18 protein-coding genes and 1 riboswitch are annotated in these 19,303 nt (G+C 46.4%); of the genes, 14 read left to right on the forward strand and 4 right to left on the reverse strand.

Annotated elements, in window-relative coordinates; all coding sequences use genetic code 11:
- The first annotated feature begins 48 nt into the window (after window positions 1-48).
- The 7 genes from dnaJ to ACQCN2_RS03345 all read left to right on the forward strand — a co-directional run bounded on the left by dnaJ (window position 49) and on the right by ACQCN2_RS03345 (window position 7,388).
- Window positions 49-1,176, forward strand: a complete 1,128-nt coding sequence (dnaJ, locus tag ACQCN2_RS03315; RefSeq protein ID WP_426927458.1) for a molecular chaperone DnaJ — start codon at window positions 49-51, stop codon at window positions 1,174-1,176.
- 38 nt (window positions 1,177-1,214) lie between these two features.
- On the forward strand, window positions 1,215-2,156 hold the full coding sequence (gene prmA, locus ACQCN2_RS03320; RefSeq protein WP_426927459.1) for a 50S ribosomal protein L11 methyltransferase: 942 nt from the start codon (window positions 1,215-1,217) through the stop codon (window positions 2,154-2,156).
- Window positions 2,157-2,235: 79 nt separating this feature from the next.
- Window positions 2,236-2,967: a 16S rRNA (uracil(1498)-N(3))-methyltransferase gene (locus tag ACQCN2_RS03325; protein WP_426927460.1), complete on the forward strand. Its 732-nt coding sequence runs from the start codon at window positions 2,236-2,238 to the stop codon at window positions 2,965-2,967.
- 84 nt (window positions 2,968-3,051) lie between these two features.
- A complete protein-coding gene (gene mtaB / locus ACQCN2_RS03330; RefSeq protein WP_426927461.1) occupies window positions 3,052-4,410 on the forward strand; it encodes a tRNA (N(6)-L-threonylcarbamoyladenosine(37)-C(2))-methylthiotransferase MtaB in 1,359 nt (452 codons plus the stop codon).
- Window positions 4,407-4,835 (forward strand): NUDIX hydrolase, encoded by a 429-nt coding sequence (locus ACQCN2_RS03335; protein WP_426927462.1) that lies wholly within the window; start codon window positions 4,407-4,409, stop codon window positions 4,833-4,835. Before mtaB ends, ACQCN2_RS03335 begins: the two co-directional genes overlap by 4 nt.
- Before the next feature lie 175 nt (window positions 4,836-5,010).
- Window positions 5,011-6,474, forward strand: a complete 1,464-nt coding sequence (locus tag ACQCN2_RS03340) for a thiol-activated cytolysin family protein (protein WP_426927519.1) — start codon at window positions 5,011-5,013, stop codon at window positions 6,472-6,474.
- A gap of 155 nt (window positions 6,475-6,629) precedes the next feature.
- Window positions 6,630-7,388, forward strand: coding sequence for a protein-glutamine gamma-glutamyltransferase (locus tag ACQCN2_RS03345; RefSeq protein WP_426927463.1), 759 nt, complete (start codon window positions 6,630-6,632; stop codon window positions 7,386-7,388).
- Window positions 7,389-7,516: 128 nt separating this feature from the next.
- Here the strand turns inward: ACQCN2_RS03345 and ACQCN2_RS03350 are convergent, their stop codons facing one another.
- Entirely contained in the window at window positions 7,517-8,446 is a 930-nt protein-coding gene (locus tag ACQCN2_RS03350) for a Na/Pi cotransporter family protein (protein ID WP_426927464.1), read from the reverse strand.
- Window positions 8,447-8,527: 81 nt separating this feature from the next.
- Here ACQCN2_RS03350 and ACQCN2_RS03355 point away from each other — a divergent pair, with 81 nt between their 5' ends.
- Window positions 8,528-9,889 carry a class I SAM-dependent rRNA methyltransferase gene (locus ACQCN2_RS03355; RefSeq protein WP_426927465.1) on the forward strand — a complete coding sequence of 454 codons (1,362 nt, stop codon included), beginning with the start codon at window positions 8,528-8,530 and terminating at the stop codon, window positions 9,887-9,889.
- 106 nt (window positions 9,890-9,995) lie between these two features.
- Here the strand turns inward: ACQCN2_RS03355 and ACQCN2_RS03360 are convergent, their stop codons facing one another.
- Window positions 9,996-10,493: a hypothetical protein gene (locus ACQCN2_RS03360; RefSeq protein WP_426927466.1), complete on the reverse strand. Its 498-nt coding sequence runs from the start codon at window positions 10,491-10,493 to the stop codon at window positions 9,996-9,998.
- A gap of 237 nt (window positions 10,494-10,730) precedes the next feature.
- Between ACQCN2_RS03360 and ACQCN2_RS03365 the strand changes: the two genes are divergently transcribed.
- Window positions 10,731-11,831, forward strand: a complete 1,101-nt coding sequence (locus tag ACQCN2_RS03365; protein WP_426927467.1) for a D-alanine--D-alanine ligase — start codon at window positions 10,731-10,733, stop codon at window positions 11,829-11,831.
- A 219-nt stretch (window positions 11,832-12,050) separates the two neighbouring features.
- A complete protein-coding gene (locus tag ACQCN2_RS03370) occupies window positions 12,051-12,629 on the forward strand; it encodes a class I SAM-dependent methyltransferase (RefSeq protein WP_426927468.1) in 579 nt (192 codons plus the stop codon).
- A 37-nt stretch (window positions 12,630-12,666) separates the two neighbouring features.
- On the opposite strand, the gene ACQCN2_RS03375 is transcribed toward ACQCN2_RS03370, so the two are convergent.
- Window positions 12,667-14,046, reverse strand: coding sequence for a UDP-N-acetylmuramoyl-tripeptide--D-alanyl-D-alanine ligase (locus tag ACQCN2_RS03375; RefSeq protein ID WP_426927469.1), 1,380 nt, complete (start codon window positions 14,044-14,046; stop codon window positions 12,667-12,669).
- A 319-nt stretch (window positions 14,047-14,365) separates the two neighbouring features.
- Here ACQCN2_RS03375 and rpsU point away from each other — a divergent pair, with 319 nt between their 5' ends.
- Together rpsU and ACQCN2_RS03385 are read left to right on the forward strand one after the other, a co-directional pair.
- Window positions 14,366-14,542, forward strand: a complete 177-nt coding sequence (rpsU, locus tag ACQCN2_RS03380; protein ID WP_426927470.1) for a 30S ribosomal protein S21 — start codon at window positions 14,366-14,368, stop codon at window positions 14,540-14,542.
- 14 nt (window positions 14,543-14,556) lie between these two features.
- A complete protein-coding gene (locus ACQCN2_RS03385; protein WP_426927471.1) occupies window positions 14,557-15,000 on the forward strand; it encodes a GatB/YqeY domain-containing protein in 444 nt (147 codons plus the stop codon).
- A gap of 54 nt (window positions 15,001-15,054) precedes the next feature.
- Here the strand turns inward: ACQCN2_RS03385 and thiW are convergent, their stop codons facing one another.
- A complete protein-coding gene (thiW, locus tag ACQCN2_RS03390; protein ID WP_426927472.1) occupies window positions 15,055-15,549 on the reverse strand; it encodes an energy coupling factor transporter S component ThiW in 495 nt (164 codons plus the stop codon).
- Window positions 15,550-15,677: 128 nt separating this feature from the next.
- Window positions 15,678-15,783: riboswitch (TPP riboswitch) on the reverse strand.
- 368 nt (window positions 15,784-16,151) lie between these two features.
- On the opposite strand from thiW, the gene thiC reads away from it, so the two are divergent.
- Window positions 16,152-17,855 (forward strand): phosphomethylpyrimidine synthase ThiC, encoded by a 1,704-nt coding sequence (gene thiC, locus ACQCN2_RS03395; RefSeq protein WP_426927473.1) that lies wholly within the window; start codon window positions 16,152-16,154, stop codon window positions 17,853-17,855.
- 104 nt (window positions 17,856-17,959) lie between these two features.
- Entirely contained in the window at window positions 17,960-19,300 is a 1,341-nt protein-coding gene (locus ACQCN2_RS03400) for an NfeD family protein (RefSeq protein WP_426927474.1), read from the forward strand.
- Window positions 19,301-19,303: the final 3 nt, after the last annotated feature.

Here is a 19,303-nt window from a genome sequence, read left to right on the forward strand (position 1 = left end):
GCTATAGTTAATTTTGACTGTTTGGGATACGGGAGTGATTGAAAACAAATGAAACGCGATTATTATGAGGTGCTTGGTTTAGGCAAGGATGCCAGCGAGGACGAAATCAAAAAAGCGTACCGCAAGCTGGCCCGCCAATACCATCCCGATGTGAATAAAGAAGCAAACGCTGAAGAGAAGTTTAAAGAAGTAAAAGAAGCGTACGACGTTCTCTCCGATTCGCAGAAACGGGCTGGATACGACCGCTACGGTCATCAGGACCCGACTCAAGGCTTTGGCGGCGGTGGCGCTGGCTTTGATGGAATGGGCGGTTTCGGGGATATTTTTGACATGTTCTTTGGCGGTGGTGGAGGCAGACGATCCAACCCGAATGCTCCACGCAAGGGTTCTGACTTGCAGTTTGCCCTGCAAATCGAATTCAAGGACGCGGTGTTTGGTAAAGAAACCGAGATTGAGATTCCACGTGAAGCCAATTGCGATTCTTGTAATGGCAGTGGCGCGAAGCCAGGAACGACTCCAGAAACCTGTAAAACCTGTAATGGAACAGGCCAACAAGAGGTTGTGGCCAATACGCCGTTTGGTCGCATGGTAAACCGCCGCGCTTGTCAGACGTGCGAAGGCAAAGGGAAAGTTATCAAGGAGAAATGCTCGCATTGCCGTGGAACCGGTCGCGTGAAAATTCGCCGCAAAATCCATCTCAACATCCCAGCGGGTGTGGACGACGGAGCACAATTGCGTGTTGCGGGTGAAGGGGAAGCGGGAGTTAACGGCGGACCGGCAGGAGATTTGTATGTTGTGCTGCGCGTGAAATCCCATGACTTTTTCGAGCGTGAAGGAAATGATATTTACTGTGAGGTACCGATTAATTTCGCGCAAGCGGCCTTGGGCGATGAGATTGAAGTGCCAACATTGGATGGCAAAGTGAAGCTGAAAGTACCAGCGGGCACTCAAACGGGAACCTTCTTCCGCATTCGTGGAAAAGGGGTGCCTCACCTAAGAGGCAGCGGCACAGGCGACCAGCATATCAAAGTACGTGTCGTGACACCTACCAAACTGACCGACAAGCAAAAAGAATTGCTGCGCGAGTTTGGAGCAGGCGATGGAACTCCATTGGAGATCCCGCACGAGGATGAAAGCTTTTTTGGTAAAATGAAACGAGCGTTTCGCGGAGAATAATTGAGGAAACAATCGGAAGTAACGGGGGATGGTTAAAGATGAAGTGGTCAGAAATTTGTATCCATACGACATCAGAAGCAGTGGAGGCAGTCTCTAACTTATTGTACGAGGCTGGAGCCAACGGGGTTGTAATTGAGGACCCAGAAGTCTTGCACCGAGATTGGGATACTCCTTTTGGTGAGATTTATCATCTATCCCCCGACGATTTTCCGAGTGAAGGTGTTTATGTGAAAGGCTATTTACCGGTCAACAGCTATTTGGGCGAGACCGTTGATGCACTGAAAGACCGATTGAATGAACTTTTGTTGTACGGATTGGAACTGGGAACAGGAACAATTACGACAACGGAGGTTCACGAGGACGAGTGGGCTACCGCGTGGAAGAAGTACTATAAGCCAGTCACCATCTCGAAGCGAATCACGATCACTCCGGTTTGGGAGGAGTATGTTCCCAAGAGCGACGACGAGCTCATCATCGAGATGGACCCGGGAATGGCTTTCGGAACCGGTACACACCCTACGACTGTACTCTGCATTCGGGCGATTGAGGATTATTTGCAACCCGAAGATCGCGTCTATGATGTCGGAACGGGAACAGGAATCCTGAGTATTGCGGCAGCTAAACTGGGTGCTTCTTCAATCCTTGCGATGGATTTGGATGAGGTAGCCGTTCGCTCTGCCCAAGAAAACATTAAGATAAATAAGTGCAGTGAACATATTACAGTGAAGCAGAACAATCTGCTTGATGGCATTGAGAACCAAGTGGAAGTGGTTGTTGCCAATATCTTAGCAGAAGTAATCGTTCGTTTTACGGATGATGTACACCGCGTCTTGTTGCCCGGCGGGACATTTATCGCCTCCGGTATTATTCAAGCGCGTGAGCAAGACGTGAAGGAAGCGTTGGCAGCATCTAATCTCGAAGTTATTGAGACCCAGTACATTGATGATTGGGTAGTGATCATTGCGAAAAAACGAGCTTGATTATTTCTCTCGCCTCGTTTCCATAAAAAGAGTTAAGACGTTTCGCATAAAACAAGATAGAATAGAGAGGTTGCCCATCATGCAACGATATTTTATCGCGCCTGATCAATGGATGGATGAGCAAGTGGTGATTACTGGCGATGACGTCCATCATATTGTGAAAGTCATGCGATCAGAAGTAGGCGATCAGATTCTGGTCAGTGACGGAGCAGGTCGCGTAGCTTCTGTTCGGTTGACACAAATCGATCCAAAAGAAGTACGTGCCCAAGTCGTCGAACTGCTAGATGAGCATAGGGAAATGCCGATTCAGGTCACGATTGGACAAGGTTTGCCCAAGGCAGATAAATTGGAATGGATTCTGCAAAAGGGAACAGAGATGGGAGCGTACGCTTTCCAGACGTTCTCGTCAGAGCGCACGGTTGTGAAGCTGGATGAGAAAAAAGAAGGCAAGAAGCTGGAGCGTTGGCAAAAAATAGTCAAGGAAGCAGCCGAGCAATCCCATCGGGCAATTTTGCCGGAAGTGTTGTCCCCTACAAGCTTTAAATCCATTCTGGAACAAGGAAAATCCTACTCCGCAAGAATCATCGCCTATGAAAAGGAAGCGGCTGTAGGTGTGAAAGAAGTGCTTTCTACGCTTTCGCCCGGGGATTCTCTTTTGGTATTAATCGGACCAGAGGGCGGTTTTTCTGTGGAGGAAGTGGCACAGGCTGAAGCAGCTGGTTTTGTCTCTGTGCATTTAGGTCCGCGAATTCTGAGAACGGAAACGGCGAGTCAGTATGTGCTGGCGGCGGTTTCCTATCATTTTGAATAGATTTGTACTGTCACAGGTTGTTTGAGCCTCACCATGTAAAGCAGTAGTTACATGCGTTGAGCAGCTTAGAAAGGAGGGAGAGCAATGGGCAGTGTTGCTTTCTACACATTAGGATGCAAAGTGAACAGTTATGAAACAGAAGCGATCTGGCAGTTGTTCAAGTCGAACGGATACAACCGTGTCGATTTCGAGACAGAGGCCGCTGATGTTTATGTGATTAATACATGTACCGTTACCAATACCGGTGATAAGAAGAGTCGTCAGGTCATCCGTCGAGCTATTCGCCGTAATCCAGAAGCAATCGTAGCCGTTACAGGCTGCTATGCGCAGACCTCTCCTAACGAGATTGCGGATATTCCAGGTGTGGATATCATCGTGGGAACTCAAGGTCGCGAGAAACTGATTGAATACGTGGATCAAATCAAGCAGGAGCGCACACCGATCAACGCGGTTGCCAACATCATGAAAGCCCGTTCGTTTGAAGAACTGGACGTTCCCGCTTTTACAGACCGTACGCGCGCGTCTCTGAAAATCCAGGAGGGCTGCAATAATTTCTGCACCTTCTGTATTATCCCATGGGCGCGTGGCTTGATGCGTTCGCGCCAACCTGAGAGTGTCATTGAGCAAGCGAAGAATCTGGTGGAAGCAGGCTACCTGGAGATCGTCCTTACAGGTATCCACACAGGTGGTTATGGTGAGGATCTGGAGAATTACAACCTGGCTAAGCTTTTGCGTGACCTCGAACAGGTTGAAGGCCTGAAGCGTATCCGAATCAGTTCCATTGAAGCCAGCCAACTCAGCGATGAAGTGTTGGAAGTGATCAACAACTCGGATAAAGTATGCCGCCACCTGCACGTTCCATTACAAGCGGGTGACGATGAGGTTCTTCGCCGCATGCGCCGTAAATACACGACAGCGGAATTCAAAGAACGCATGGAAAAAGTTCGCAAGGCTCTTCCAGGTGTCGCTTTGACCACAGACGTGATCGTAGGCTTCCCAGGTGAGACAGAAGAGCAATTCATCAACGGCTACAACTTCATCAAGGAGATCGGTTTTGCGGAGCTGCACGTTTTCCCATATTCCATGCGTACAGGAACACCAGCAGCGCGTATGCCGGATCAAGTGCCGGAAGAAGAGAAAAAAGAGCGTGTTGCTAAACTGATCGAACTGAACGTTGCGTTGACCATGGATTATGCTAAAGATTACGTAGGTGATGTGCTGGAAGTGATTCCAGAGCGAGCGTATAAAGAAGACCCAACCAGCGGATTGATGATGGGTTACTCCGATAACTACCTGAACGTTGTATTCCCAGGTACAGAAGAGATGATCGGCAAAGTCTGCAAGGTCAAAATCGACGAAGCAGGCTCTGAGTATTGCAAAGGCACCCTGGTACGGGTATTGGAGAATCAAGCGCCTTCTATCGTGGGGGAAACCGCCATATGATCGAAATCTCCGCAGGCGGGGTTGTTTACAGCAATCAAGGTGACCAGCTCTTCATTCAGCTAATCGAAGACCGTTACGGGAAAATGACACTCGCCAAAGGCAAGCAGGAGCCGGGCGAGACGATTGAAGAAACGGCTTTACGCGAGATTTTGGAAGAGACGAGTGTCCAAGGGCGTTTGATTCAGCCAATCGAAATCGTCCATTACACGTACAATCATCCGGCAACGGCTGAGATCATCAATAAAGAAGTGCATTATTATCTGGTTGAGGCATTAACCGAAGATTTAACGGCTCAAGTCGAAGAAATTAAAGCCGTTCACTGGTATGCCCCGCTGGAAGCATGGGCGAATCAACAGAAAAAAGGCTATAAAAACAACGAGATCGTCCTGCAAAAGGCGCTGGCTCATCTAGGAATTAATGTGTAAATAAACAAAATGGGTATAACGAAGCAGTTGGCATAGAAGTGTGCCAACTGCTTTTTTTATACGAGCCCTCCATTTTATGATATAATTTTCCATAAAGGGGGGAGTTTTTTTGGAAATTTTTAATCTCTTTAAAGGAGCTAAATTAGTGGCAAGTTTAGCGGTTAGTTTATGCATCATGAATTATCCGTTTATTACTTCCGCTGAAACATTGCCAACTAGCTTACCTTGTGAAACGAGCAAACCCAGTGACGTTGATACTGGAATTGCGAACTTAAACTATAATAACAACGAAGTTTTAGCGGTAAATGGGGATAAAGTAGAAAGTTTTGTCCCAAAAGAAGGGATCAACTCAAACGGTAAATTTATCGTAATCGAACGAGCGAAAAAATCACTGACCACTTCACCAGTGGATATTTCCATAATGGATTCCATGACGAATCGCACTTATCCAGGAGCGTTGCAATTGGCAAACCAGGCTTTTGCGGATAATCAACCGAATCTTTTAGTGTGCAAAAGAAAGCCGTTGAATATTAGTATCGATTTGCCTGGGATGAAAAGAGAAAATACCATTACCGTTGAAAATCCAACTTACGGCAACGTATCTGGAGCCATCGATGAGTTAGTGTCCACTTGGAATGACAAATATTCAGCAACTCATACTTTACCTGCAAGAATACAGTATGCGGAGTCGATGGTGTATAGCAAATCCCAAATTGCAAGCGCTTTGAACGTTAACGCGAAGGTTTTGGATAACTCTCTGGGAATTGACTTTAACGCCATTGCAAGCGGAGAGAAAAAAGTGATGGTTGCGGCCTATAAGCAAATTTTTTACACTGTAAATGCTGAACTGCCGAACAATCCGTCAGATGTATTTGACAATCGTGTTACTTTTCAGGAGTTAACGAGTAAAGGCGTAAGTGATGAGGCCCCGCCTGTTATGGTGTCCAACGTAGCTTACGGCAGAACCATTTATGTAAAATTAGAAACGACCTCGAAAAGCAAAGACGTACAAGCCGCATTTAAAGCGCTGCTTCAGAACAACAATGTAGAAACAAGCGGACAGTACAAAGATATTTTTGAGGACAGTTCCTTTACGGCAGTTGTTTTAGGCGGGGACTCACGAGAGCATAACAAGGTTGTTACCAAAGACTTTAATGAAATTCGAAATATTATTAAAGACAATGCTGAATTTAGTCCGAAAAACCCAGCATACCCGATTTCCTATACCAGTGTGTTCCTTAAAGATAACGCGGTAGCGGCTGTTCATAACCAAACCGATTATATTGAGACTACAACTACAGAATTTTCGAAAGGGAAAATAACGCTTGATCATTCTGGCGCTTATGTTGCTCAATTTGAAGTTGCTTGGGATGAATTTACCTTTGATGAAAATGGCAAGGAAGTGTTAGCCCACAAAACCTGGGATGGAAACTACAAAGACAAAACCGCTCATTTCTCAACCGTGATACCTCTTCCGCCGAATTCAAAAAATATAAGAATCTTCGCGAAAGAATGTACAGGCCTTGCGTGGGAATGGTGGAGAACGATCCTTGATGAACACAATGTTCCATTATCCGACGATATCAAAGTGAACATTGGTGGAACGACATTATATCCAAAAGCAAAGATTAGCCATTAATCTTAATCTTATCGCAAAGAGATAACGAGGTGATTTTCTCCTTCGTTATCTCTTTTTTCTTCTCAGTGGATTCCCCATCTATTTAAAAGCTCCTTGGTACATACCCACTTCTTTTTGAATAAAGTGGGATAAAGGCTATTTACGGGGGAATCCATATGATTCATGTACCCAATGCTACCATCGAGGTGAACCAATTAGCAAAACAATGGCATTTGGATAAAACCGGGATTAATGTACTAAACGCCATGTCAAAGAGCGAAAAAGTTTATGAGTATGAGAATGTTGAGCAATTACATTTTGAAGTTGTCACAAGAACCAATTTCGTGAAGGCATCGTATGCGCTGAACGGATCTGGCGCTGGCTTTGCTACCCTTACGAAAACAAAATGTAATCCACAATATTGGGAGAAAACGAGCAATGGAGGGTTCTTGCTAAAAAAAGGTGTTTTGCCATCGACAGGAATACGTGACATTTTCAGACAGGGGTGGCGCTATGCCTTTGAGTGTGGAACATCAGTCATCATTGTTTACTATAAGGGAGTGCTGGAAACCATACACGAAGCAACCTTTAATCAATTGTTTCAAAACCTATTTTTATTTATGGGGAATTACGATAAGGATTTACAGCTTGTGTCGATACATGATCAATATGCCCTGCCAGGAGATATTCGCTATTTCAAAAATCCTGAGGTTGATCCGAAGCATATTGATTGGCAAGGCGAGAATACGGTATACCTGGGAAATGGTATGTATTACGGACATGGTATCGGGATTACCTCTGCTCGCGGAATTATCGATCATCTGAACACCCATCGAATCAGGGGGGCAAAAAGGTCAGCATATCTCACAGATTATATCGTTCGTCCTGATTTTAAGCGGTTGCAAGCCACAGTATCAACTGGTGTAAGTGGTTAAGAAGGCATTGGCCCTCAATGATCCAGAGATTGATGTTGGCAAAAAGTTTGAAAAAAAGTATACTGAACAAGGAAATATTGTCTCCTTTCTTGGTGGAAAGGAGCTTTTTCTTTTGCAATCGGGGCTACTTACCTGATCATCCACTGAATAAACCGTCCAATCTGTTTGGCGAAGGGAAGCGCAACCAGAGAGCACACTAAGTTAAAAATAGTTTGCGAATGGGCAATCTGCATCGAAGGATCCGAGGTAATCCAAGCCGAAATCGAAGCAAGCTGTGTTAAAAAAGGCAAGAAAACAAGAGCACCGGCAAGATTGAACAGCGTGTGCAGCCAAGCAACCTGACGCGAGGCTGAATTGGTCCCAATACTGGCAATAATGGCAGTAAAGCAGGTTCCAACATTGGATCCAAGTACGATGGCAAGCGCGGTCTCCATCGTGAAAATCTGGTGAGTAATTAAACTCATGGTAATGGCGGTAGTGGCTGAACTGCTATGAATCAGTGCCGTGAAAATGATGCCGGTGACAAGCCCAATCCAGATGGAATGAGAACTCTCCAGAAACAGGGTACGAAAGGTCTCGGAATGTTCTAACGGCTTGGCCATTACTTGCATGGTATCAATCCCAAGGAATACGAGTCCAAAGCCACCAAGAATTAGGCCGATACTCCGCTGAATTCTGTTAGGCATTAACCACAAGGCCACTCCAATTAGAAGAATGGGTACGGCGAAATCCTCCAACCTCAGGGCGATTAATTCGGTGGTTACGGTTGTACCTACGTTGGTACCCAGGATAATCCCGACGGTTTGGGCAAAACCAATAATGCCCGCCTGAGTCAGCGAGATCGTGAGCACTGTAACCGCACTTGAACTTTGCAAGGCAAATGTAGAAAATAGACCAGAGAAGAAACTATGAACAGGTGTCCGAGTAAATCGGAGCAGAACAGATTCCATCTGCTTGCCCGCTAGACTGTGAAATCCTGCGCGCATCGCATACATACCAAACAGGAAGAAACTTAGTCCCAAGCTAAAAGGGATAACGATTTCTGTTACCACCTTCACCGATACGATTCCCCTCTCTATAGCAGATAGTATACGGTATGCCAAGAATTAGACAAGCATGACAAGGAGGCTTTTATCAATATGGCCAAAGTAATATTGGAACGCAACCGCAAAAAGCGACTTGAAGCAGGACACCCATGGGTATTTCAATCCGAAGTGAAAGAGATTGTAGGAGAAGTGAATCCTGGTGATATTGTTGAGGTAGCCAATCATCAGGGGCATTTCCTGGCGAAAGGATATATCAATCCAAGTTCTCAGATGATTGTACGGATTCTGAGCTACAATCCGATGGAAGAGATCGATTTGGCGTTTTTCATCAAGCGTTTTCAAGAGGCGAAAGAACACCGTAACCGATTCGTTTCCAATCCACGCGCTTGTCGCGTCATTTATGGAGAAGCTGACTTCTTGCCTGGGCTGATCGTGGATCGTTATGAAGATGTGCTCGTGGTACAAATTTTGTCGCTAGGTATGGAAATGCGACGCGATCTGATCAAGCAAGCGTTGTTGGAAGTCTTTGAGCCACAAGGCATCTATTTGCGCAATGATGTGCCTGTCCGTGAACTGGAAGGCCTCGAACAGACAAAGGAAGTTCTATACGGAGAGTGTCCAAGAGAGATCACGATTGAAGAGAATGGGATCAAGTACATCGTGGATATCGTGGAAGGGCAGAAAACGGGCTTTTTCTACGATCAACGGGAGAATCGCGCCGCAGTTGCCCCTCTCATGACCGGATGGGGTGAGACGCATGGAATTCGACTGCAGACAATCGGCCAAGATGGCGAACCTCTTTATGACAAGCAAGGGAAGGCGCGTGCAGGCGTTGAAGCATTGCGTGATGAACAAGGCGAAGTAGTGAAGAAACCTGTGGACAAACGCGGGAAAATCATGAAAAACCCGTATTGGAACGGAGCAGAGGTGCTCGAATGCTTCACTCACACGGGGTCGTTTACGATGAATGCCTGCAAACATGGCGCCAAGAAAGTAACGGCGCTCGATATATCGGAACATGCCATTGAAACAGCCAAGCGCAATGTGACGCTGAACGGAATGTTACATCGTGTGGAGTTTGTGGTAGCTAATGCGTTTGATTATCTGCGAGAAAACGTGGAAGCGGGCAATCTCTGGGATGTTGTCATTCTTGACCCGCCTGCCTTTGCCAAATCGCGTGGAGCGGTCAAAGGAGCGGTGAGAGGCTACAAAGACATTAACCTGCACGGACTGAAGCTGGTTCGCAACGGAGGCTATTTGGTTACCGCGTCTTGCTCGTACCACATGTCGCCTGAGTTGTTCCTCGATACGATTCAGGAAGCGGCTTACGATGCGAAGAAAATTCTGCGCCTGGTCGAATGGCGTGGCGCTGGGAAGGATCACCCGCAAATCTCCGGGGCGGATGAGGGGCACTACCTGAAGTTTGCGATTTTTGAAGTGCGCGATCGGAAATAGTAATTACTATTAATTAAGTAGAAATGGCGTGTTGCCAGATCGCAACACGTCAAAAAAAGCGCCGATCCCTTAGGATTCGGCGCTTTTCGCTGTTCTAGGCTAGGAATCATCCTTGAGGAAACTGTTTGTCAAGGATAATATTTCGGATAATTTCTAGTGCTTTTTTCATGCCAAGCTCTTGTCCGAGCAGGACCTGGCCTTCCGCTGGGCTACTGCTGCTTGTTTTTGTTATCTTTTCCAATTCGGAACGGACGAGATGCTCCGCCAAATGCAGCTGGATTCTGCCTAACAAGCGTTCACTCTGTTTATTCCGCTCCTCGAATTTTTGCCAAGCGAGGCTTTCCTCCACATATTTGTCAATATCGTCCTCTAAGAAATGAGAATCGGTACAAATGATGTTCTTGTATTCTTCTGTTTGAGAAGGAATGACGCGGATCGAATGTTCCAGATGGGACAAAAGGAATTTATTGACGACCCAATTATTTCGTGTGTACTCGTTGAGTAAAAGCGAATATTCTCCAAGAAAATTTCCTGTCTCTTTTTCGTAGCCGTGCAAAAGCGTATAGCTTAGACAGTTGGTGCAGTAGAGCAAATATTCTCTCATGGTAAATCCCTCCGCGTTGAAGAAAAGTTCCATGAACGGGAAGCGCACTTAGATTGTATCCATATTTTATGTTTGGAGTGGAAGCAAGGTGATTCCTTTTGTACTTGTCATGACGCTGTCCCTTTAGTATGCTGTTCAATGAACTATGAGCCAACATTGGGCAGTATGCATACAATGTTAGGAATTTCAGAACAGAGTGGATTCGCTTTTTGTGGGGAAAGAAGGGAGCATTACATCATGGGGAGTAAAATTAGACTAGGTATTATTTACGGAGGCAAATCATCGGAGCATGAGGTATCTCTGCGCACAGCACAGTCGATTATGAAGGCTGTCGACCCGAACAAATATGAGATTACGCCTGTTTACGTACAATTGGACGGCCAGTGGATCAAGGGAGATCAAGTGGCCGATCGTATAGAGAGTGTTGAAAATTTAAGATTGACCAGTTCCGATGCCAAAGCAAGTCTTCCGGCAACTGCGGCTTCCAGTGCGGCACCGGTGCTTGCGATTGGCAAAGAAATTGATGTCGTTTTTCCAGTTATCCACGGTCCGAATGGAGAAGATGGAACGATTCAAGGCTTGCTTGAGTTAGCGGATATTCCTTATGTAGGCACAGGGGTTATGGCTTCTGCGGTGGGTATGGACAAATGGATGATGAAAAATGTTTTTGCCCAGTACGGTCTGCCTCAAGTAAAGTTCGTAGGCGTCCTTCGTTCACAATTGGAGAAAGATCAAGCAGGTGTGATTAACCACATCGAGCAAGAAATCGGCTATCCATGTTTCGTGAAACCAGCGAATATGGGTTCCAGTGTGGGAATCTCGAAAGCGAAAGACCAGGCGAGCTTGATACAGGCATTGGAAGTGGCTGCAAAATTTGACCGCCGTATTGTCGTTGAAGCATTCGTCAAGGCGCGTGAGGTGGAAATTGGCGTATTAGGGAACGAAGAATTGATCACTTCAGTCGTTGGGGAAGTGATTGCGGCTAAAGAATTCTACGATTACGAAGCCAAGTATAAAGGAGCGGGAACTGAATTACAGATTCCGGCTAAGATCTCCCAAGAATTATCAGAGGAGATTGCAACCATGGCGAAGCGGGCTTTTCAAGCGATTGACGGTTCAGGTCTTTCCCGGGTGGATTTCTTCTACGATGATGAGCATCAACAGCTATACATCAATGAAGTCAATACAATGCCAGGCTTTACTCCTTTTAGCATGTACCCAATGTTGTTCCAGGAAGCTGGAATTTCCTATAGCGAATTAATCGACCGCTTGGTGCAACTGGCGATTGAACGAAATGAAGACAAGAAACGCAATGTGGTAGTTGCAGAAGGTATATAGTAAAGAATGGTAGAAGGGGGGCTGCATGAAGCAGTCCCTTTTGATTTTTCCTGAGCGGTTCAATTGGTAATATTTATCATCATTATGAGAAGGGTATTATCAAATTGTCTAGAATAAATAATCAATCGCCGATAAAAAAACAGCAAACATTCCAACATTCATGACAGAAAACGATGTAGCTTTGTGCGTAATTGTCCATGAAGTAGGTGAGTGTGTTAAATGATTGCGAATTCTTCACGTTTTTTGCAAGTCTACGACAAACTGCTGTTTTTCCTCAAATTTATCCGTTCACCTAGACAAATTGGAAGCATTACTCCAAGCTCATCCGCTTTATCCAGGATGATGTTAGAACCTATTCAGTGGGAAGACGGCAAGGTCATTGTGGAATTAGGTGCGGGAACAGGGGTATTTACGCGAGCTATTCAGCAGAGGAGAAGTAAGGAGAGTTGTTTCGTTCTTTTTGAAAAGGACGAGTACCTCCGTCAGCGGCTATGTGAACAACTCAACGATGTATCTTGTTTTCCAGACGCCAGCGAGCTATCTGAAGTATTAGCGTCAGAGGGTGTTCAAGAAGCAGATTATATTGTCTCCGGGTTACCCTTTGCTAACTTCTCTTTGGAACAGCGTGAGACCATTATGACGCAGGTTCATTCTTCGCTTAAACAAGACGGACTGTTCATCACGTTTCAATACTCCCTGCAAATGAAAGAAAGCCTTCAACGAAAATTTTCCAAAGTAAAGATCAAACTGGTCGTGGGCAACCTACCGCCAGCATTTGTCTACGTATGCCAAAAGTAAAAGCAAGAGCTGCCTCCATAAAGAAGCAGCTCTTTTTTTACGATCGTTCTTTCACACTTTCGAGGAGAGTCTCTAATTTCATTCCCCGTGAAGCCTTGAACAGAATGGCATATTCTTTGGTTAAGTATGGCTGAAGAGCGGATAAAGCCTCTTCTTTTGAAGTGAAATGAAACTTATTTCCCTTAAAAGCTTGATGCATGCTTTCTGTTAACGATCCGATTGTAATGACCTTCTCGAACTGGTTGCGATAACGATTCAGATAGTCGCCAACCTCCGCGTGCAGCTCTTCACTATTCTCACCCAATTCAAACATGTCGCCAAGAACAAGGATTTTTTGGTGAGAAGGAAGTATTTCTGCGAAGGTATCAATAGCTGCCACCATGGATGAAGGACTGGCATTGTACGCGTCATTAATCAGGATGGTCCCTCTGTCTGTCCTGCTCACCTCAAAACGCATGGCAGAGATCGCAACCGTTGCAAGGGCGGCTTGAATCTCCTCAGGAGACATGCCTAAACGGCTTGCAATGGCGATGGCAGGAAGGGAATTGGATACATTGTGTTTCCCGAACAAGGGAAGGGTTACCGCAAAGCTTATGTGATCAGGCAAATGGACAGTGAAGCGTGTTCCATGTTCGTCGGTAACGAAATGATCTGCCCAGACATCGGCTCTGCCTTCAACCGAGTAAAACCAGACTTCTCCGTCATACAGATGGCGGATTTTATGTAGGAATTCATTATCTCCATTAAGCAGCACCAGGCCGTCTTTGTCGGTATGAGGCAGCAGTTCCGCTTTGGCGAGGGCTATTTTCTCCCGCGTCCCAAAAAACTCAAGGTGAGCGTCACCAATCGTCGTAATCACGCTGTATTTGGGCTGTACGAGCGATGCCAATAGATCAATCTCACCTGGATGATTCATTCCCACTTCAAGTACCGCTGACTCGTGAGTTTCATCCAATTGAAGCAAAGAATAAGGGGCACCAAGGTGATTATTGAGGTTTTTGTAGGTTTTATAAACGGAATGCTTGGCGCTTAGCACATGGGCGATTATATCTTTGGTAGAGGTTTTTCCGTTGCTCCCGGTTACGGCTACAATGGGTATGTTGAACTGACGTCGGTAAGCGGCAGACAGTTTTTGAAAAGCTCTCAGCGTGTCATTTACGAGGATGACCCCCGTTTGGGATGGGAGCTCTGTTGGGAGTTTGGACTGATTGCTAACAAGTACGGCTGCGGCTCCTTGCTCAATTGCTTGCATGATGAAGTCATGTCCGTCACGGTTGCTCACAATTGGCACAAAAAGCGACCCCGCTTCAAGCTGACGAGTGTCAAAGTGGGCGGAGGTGATGGTCGCAGAGGGGTCACCTTGGAGAAGGATTCCTTCCGACATTTTAGCAAGCTCGGCAAACGTAATAGGTTTCATGGGTGTTCATCCCTTCAGATTTTCCAATTAGATGGTTGTTCATGTTTTTGATTCGAGGTCATGCTACCACGCATTGAATACGGAAGCAAGACTCAATCTCCCTATAGCTAACCAGATGCTCACTTTATGATATGGTGAAGACTTTTTCGCTATGTTGCCTTCATGACTGACTCAGGCCAGAAATGAAATAAAATCAACGGATTTTCATTAGTTTCAAGAATAGGTTGACCAGACCTAAGCATATAGCCTATAATGTAATTTGACAGTCTGTGCTCGAACAGTTTGTCCCACTGTTTCACACGGAGGGAGGGAATTACAGATGGCAGAAATTCGCGTTCGTAAAAATGAATCTTTGGAAAGCGCACTTCGCCGCTTTAAGCGTGAAAGCGCAAAGTCCGGTGTTATGGCTGAACTCCGTAAACGCCGCCACTTTGAAAAGCCTAGCGTAGCTAAAAAGAAAAAATCCGAAGCTGCTCGCAAACGCAAGTTTTACTAGGTGGAGGGCTAATCATGAGTGTAATGGAGCGACTCAATCAAGATATGAAGCAAGCGATGAAGGATAAAGCAGTACTGAAACTCTCCGTTATTCGCATGGTGAAAGCCGCTATTCAAAACGAAGAGATTACCAAAGGGAAGGCATTGTCCGACGACGATGTGCTGACCATCTTGACCCGTGAGTTAAAACAACGCCGTGACTCCCTCCAAGAGTTTGAAAAAGCAGACCGTGATGATTTATCGAGCAAAACCCGTGAGGAAATCGAGATTCTTACTGCCTATTTACCAGAGCAGCTAAGCGTTGAGGAGATTCGTCAACTCGTACGTGAAGCAATCGCTCAGGTAGGAGCCACCTCTAAAAAAGAGATGGGCAAGGTAATGGGAGCTGTTATTCCCAAGGTAAAAGGTAAAGCAGACGGTACTACCGTTCAAACGATAGTAAATGAAGAATTATCCTAATAGATAATTTTGCGGAAAACCCCAATCCTTTCATGAGGATTGGGGTTTTTGGTATTAGTTTCGTTGGATGAGAGGATTGGTCGAACGCTGTATCACTCCAACGACAATCCATCCGATGGAAGCGCCGATAATCGTGCTAGTCAGGAATGAGGGCAAAAACGCAAGAGCGCCCACGGATTTGCCCATGAACAGTTGAGCAAAAGGAACAGATAAGAATGATCCAATAACTCCAGTACCGAAGACTTCGCCAATCCATGCTCCCCAAGTGCGCTTTATTCGTTGATATACTAGCCCGGCCAAGAGTGCGCCGATCATGCCGCCAGGGAACGCAAGTAGTGTACCCGCACCAAGAAGATTCCGCAGCAAGGCAATAGCGAACGCGACGGTTACCGCAGGAATAGGGCCAAGCATGACAGCTGCGATCACATTAATCGCGTGCTGAATTGGAAATGCTTTGGCGATTCCAGTGGGGATTGAGACAATGTTCGAGCTGATGGTTCCGATGGCAACGAGTACGGCCATTCTGGTCAAGCGTTGAGTTTTGTTCATGTTTTCACCTCATGATGTTTTTTTACATGCAAAAAAGCCGCCTTCCTAATCCGGAAAGCGGCAACGCAACGAAGCTAGATGAAAGATAAGGTGGCAGACGAATCGAGGGAACCGACTCGTGTATGGACGTCATTCATCGTTTGCTTCCCTACGCTGGCATGATCCAGATCAGGTAATAAGGGTCTGGAACTGTAGTCCCATCTCAGCCCATTGTGGGCACCCCTAGCGTAAACTCTACATGAAATTGTGCTTATTATACGCTGAGCTTGATTTTGCTGTAAATAGCCAATTTTGATCTTGCCAGATGATGAACGGGTATGTTACCGTTATTTTTGCAATCACAACAATTTACACGGGAGCTTGGGAGAACCAGGCTGAGAGGATAGCTAATCTGCTATCGACCGTCATACCTGAACTGGATAATGCCAGCGGAGGAACGATTCATACATACGTGCATGAGCACTCTTGTACACTTTTTGTTTTCGGTGTTTGAGGAGAAATGATGTACGCGCTGGACCGCCGATACTTTTGTCGTGCGGTCTTTTATTTGACAGTCCTCCGTCTGGCGGTGATCCGATTCTACAAACAGAGGAGGTTTTTTCATGTCAAATTATCAAGAATCCCTTTCCGCCATTACTACGCCTCGTCAGTATCCCAACAGTCGCAAGTTTTATGTATCCGGGAGCCGCCCAGATATTCAGGTGCCCATGCGCGAAATCGCCCTGCATCCTACTCGAAGTATAAACGGGGAGATGAAGGAAAATGCTCCGTTGCAGATCTATGACACAAGTGGAGTCTACACGGATGAGAGCGTAAATATGAATATTCACCATGGCTTGCAACCAAAGCGCCTCAATTGGGTGCTGGAACGACAAGATGTGGAAGAATATCAAGGCATTCATCGAAAGGTTTTGCGATCCAAAGCGGGCCGTACCGTCACGCAGCTATATTACGCTCGTCGTGGGGTTATCACGCCTGAAATGGAGTATATCGCGATCCGCGAGGGTGTGGAGCCAGATTTTGTGCGTCGGGAAGTAGCTGAAGGAAGAGCCATCATCCCCTTGAATATCAATCACCCTGAGAGTGAACCGATGATTATCGGGCGCAATTTCCACGTGAAAGTGAATGCCAATATCGGGAACTCTGCGGTTTCCTCAACGATTGAGGAAGAGGTGGAAAAAATGATTTGGGCAACTTACTGGGGAGCCGATACGATCATGGATCTCTCGACAGGCAAGCAGATTCACGAGACCAGAGAATGGATTATTCGCAACTCCCCGGTTCCGGTAGGCACGGTTCCGATCTATCAAGCGCTGGAAAAAGTAAACGGAATTGCCGAAAATCTAACTTGGGACGTATACCGTGAGACGTTGATTGAACAAGCGGAACAGGGAGTTGATTACTTCACCATTCATGCGGGTGTTCGTCTCCATCACATCCCGATGACAGCCAATCGGGTAACCGGTATCGTTTCTAGAGGAGGCTCGATCATGGCGGCATGGTGCCTCGCGCATCATCAGGAGAATTTCCTCTATTCGCATTTTGAGGAAATTTGTGAAATCATGAAAAAATACGATATCAGCTTCTCGCTTGGCGATGGCTTGCGACCAGGTTCAATCGCCGATGCGAACGATGAGGCTCAGTTCGCTGAGCTGGAGACGCTGGGGGAACTCACGAAGATCGCCTGGAAGCACGATGTACAAGTGATGATCGAAGGGCCTGGACATGTCCCTATGCATAAAATTAAGGAGAATGTGGATCGACAGATGGAGGTTTGTCAAGAGGCTCCATTCTATACCTTGGGCCCGTTGACTACAGATATTGCGCCGGGTTACGACCATATCACATCCGCTATTGGGGCTGCGATGATCGGATGGTTCGGAACCGCCATGCTGTGCTATGTGACACCGAAAGAACACTTGGGCTTACCGAATAAACAAGACGTTCGCGAGGGACTGATTGCGTATAAAATTGCAGCCCACGCAGCTGATTTGGCCAAAGGACATCCAAGTGCCCAAAGACGCGACGACGCTCTCTCCAAGGCTCGTTTTGAATTCCGGTGGTTGGATCAGTTCAACCTCTCTCTTGATCCCGCGAGAGCGATTGAATATCATGACGAGACACTTCCCGCAGAAGGGGCGAAAACGGCTCATTTCTGCTCAATGTGCGGACCGAAGTTCTGCAGTATGAGTATTACCCACGACATTCGTGAGCGCTTTGGCGCGGCTGCTCAAGCTGAAATTGTGGAAGGGTATCAACAAAAATCACAAGAATTTCGGGACAACGGCAGCAAGCTTTATCGTTAAGAATGGCAAACCCTCCGGCTCACTTAAGGTCGAGAGGGTTTTTTCTTTGAAACTTACTTGCGATTGTATCGTATTACCAGTTGGTGAAGGAAAGGAGGATAAGAGTGATAAGTCGTCTAATACGTACAAGTGCTTGGGCTCTAATCGTTTGTTTTGCAATAGGTCTGCTGCTTGTCCCCTTTCAGCAAGCTGTACAGGCGCAATCTTCCAAACATGTATTTGTGATTCCAGTGAAACAGGGGATTGAGCGAGGGTTGGAGAGCTTTTTGCAGCGAGCGTTATCAGAAGCGCATGCGCAAGGAGCAGATACCATCGTCCTGGATATAGACACCCCAGGTGGCGAGATAGGAGCGGCTGGCGAGATAGGGCGGATGGTTCGAGAGAATCCGGCTAAGGTGGTTGCCTATATTGACAATCAGGCGTTTTCCGCGGGAACGTACATCGCTCTCAATGCGAATCAAATTGTGATGACGCCTGGAAGCAGCATGGGTTCAGCGGCGCCAATTAACCTTCAAGGGAATACAGCAGGGGTCAAGGTCATCTCAGCCTGGTCAGAAATGATGGCTGGAGCGGCCAAGATGAATCACCGCGATCCAGATATCGCTCGGGCGATGGTCGAACTGGACAAGGAAATCCCTGGTGTGAAGAGCAAAGGGTCCGTGCTTTCCCTTGATGCGACGAAAGCGTTGGAAGTAGGGTATGCTGACAAAATTGTAAAAGACAAACAAGGGCTATATCAATTCTTAGGTGTTCATGAGAATGAAGTGAAGGAGATTGATCCGACACTCAGCGAAAAAGTAGCCCGATTCGTTACCAGCCCAGCTGTGATGAGTGTGCTATTTATTATAGGGTTGGTAGGAATGGTTGTTGAATTGTTTGTTCCTGGCTTCGGAGTTTTTGGAACCATAAGTATTCTCTCGTTTGGACTCTACTTTTTCGGTCACTTCGTTGCTGGGTTTGCCAGCTGGCTTGACATTGGATTGTTTGTGTTAGGCATTCTGCTGATGATTCTCGAGATTTTTCTACCGGGTGCAATTATCGGAATCATTGGTTTTGTCTGCTTGGTTACTGGAATTGTGCTCTCCGCTTACAACACCGAGCAAGGGTTGATTTCCCTAGGCATGGCTGTCATCATCGCGGTAATTGTCGGGTATGTCTTGGCCAAATACTTCGGTCACAGGGGACTTTGGAACAAGTTTATTCTTCAAACCGAACAGCACAATGCAGAAGGATACGTGGCTCCAAAAGACCAACGTCGCTTAATCGATCAACAAGGCATCGCGTTAACTCCGCTTCGTCCAGCGGGAATCGTTCGGATTCATACGGATCGAGTCGATGCGGTGAGTGTAGGTGGATTTATTGCGGCAGGAACCCCTATCGTTGTGGTACAGGTGGAGGGGAACCGTGTCGTCGTGCAAGAGCAAGAAATGAATATGAAGGAGTAGATA

It is taken from the genome of Brevibacillus ginsengisoli, from assembly GCF_050113715.1.
Taxonomy (GTDB): Bacteria; Bacillota; Bacilli; order Brevibacillales; family Brevibacillaceae; genus Brevibacillus_H; species Brevibacillus_H ginsengisoli.

Excerpts from the sequence above, each read along its gene's own strand:
- ACQCN2_RS03365 (WP_426927467.1), top strand. The coding sequence starts at position 10,731 with ATGGGGAGTAAAATTAGACTAGGTATTATTTACGGAGGCAAATCATCG.
- mtaB (WP_426927461.1), top strand. The coding sequence starts at position 3,052 with ATGGGCAGTGTTGCTTTCTACACATTAGGATGCAAAGTGAACAGTTAT.
- ACQCN2_RS03325 (WP_426927460.1), top strand. The coding sequence starts at position 2,236 with ATGCAACGATATTTTATCGCGCCTGATCAATGGATGGATGAGCAAGTG.
- ACQCN2_RS03375 (WP_426927469.1), bottom strand. The coding sequence starts at position 14,046 with ATGAAACCTATTACGTTTGCCGAGCTTGCTAAAATGTCGGAAGGAATC.
- rpsU (WP_426927470.1), top strand. The coding sequence starts at position 14,366 with ATGGCAGAAATTCGCGTTCGTAAAAATGAATCTTTGGAAAGCGCACTT.
- thiW (WP_426927472.1), bottom strand. The coding sequence starts at position 15,549 with ATGAACAAAACTCAACGCTTGACCAGAATGGCCGTACTCGTTGCCATC.
- ACQCN2_RS03335 (WP_426927462.1), top strand. The coding sequence starts at position 4,407 with ATGATCGAAATCTCCGCAGGCGGGGTTGTTTACAGCAATCAAGGTGAC.
- ACQCN2_RS03340 (WP_426927519.1), top strand. The coding sequence starts at position 5,011 with ATGAATTATCCGTTTATTACTTCCGCTGAAACATTGCCAACTAGCTTA.
- thiC (WP_426927473.1), top strand. The coding sequence starts at position 16,152 with ATGTCAAATTATCAAGAATCCCTTTCCGCCATTACTACGCCTCGTCAG.
- prmA (WP_426927459.1), top strand. The coding sequence starts at position 1,215 with ATGAAGTGGTCAGAAATTTGTATCCATACGACATCAGAAGCAGTGGAG.
- ACQCN2_RS03345 (WP_426927463.1), top strand. The coding sequence starts at position 6,630 with ATGATTCATGTACCCAATGCTACCATCGAGGTGAACCAATTAGCAAAA.
- dnaJ (WP_426927458.1), top strand. The coding sequence starts at position 49 with ATGAAACGCGATTATTATGAGGTGCTTGGTTTAGGCAAGGATGCCAGC.
- ACQCN2_RS03355 (WP_426927465.1), top strand. The coding sequence starts at position 8,528 with ATGGCCAAAGTAATATTGGAACGCAACCGCAAAAAGCGACTTGAAGCA.
- ACQCN2_RS03370 (WP_426927468.1), top strand. The coding sequence starts at position 12,051 with ATGATTGCGAATTCTTCACGTTTTTTGCAAGTCTACGACAAACTGCTG.
- ACQCN2_RS03385 (WP_426927471.1), top strand. The coding sequence starts at position 14,557 with ATGAGTGTAATGGAGCGACTCAATCAAGATATGAAGCAAGCGATGAAG.
- ACQCN2_RS03360 (WP_426927466.1), bottom strand. The coding sequence starts at position 10,493 with ATGAGAGAATATTTGCTCTACTGCACCAACTGTCTAAGCTATACGCTT.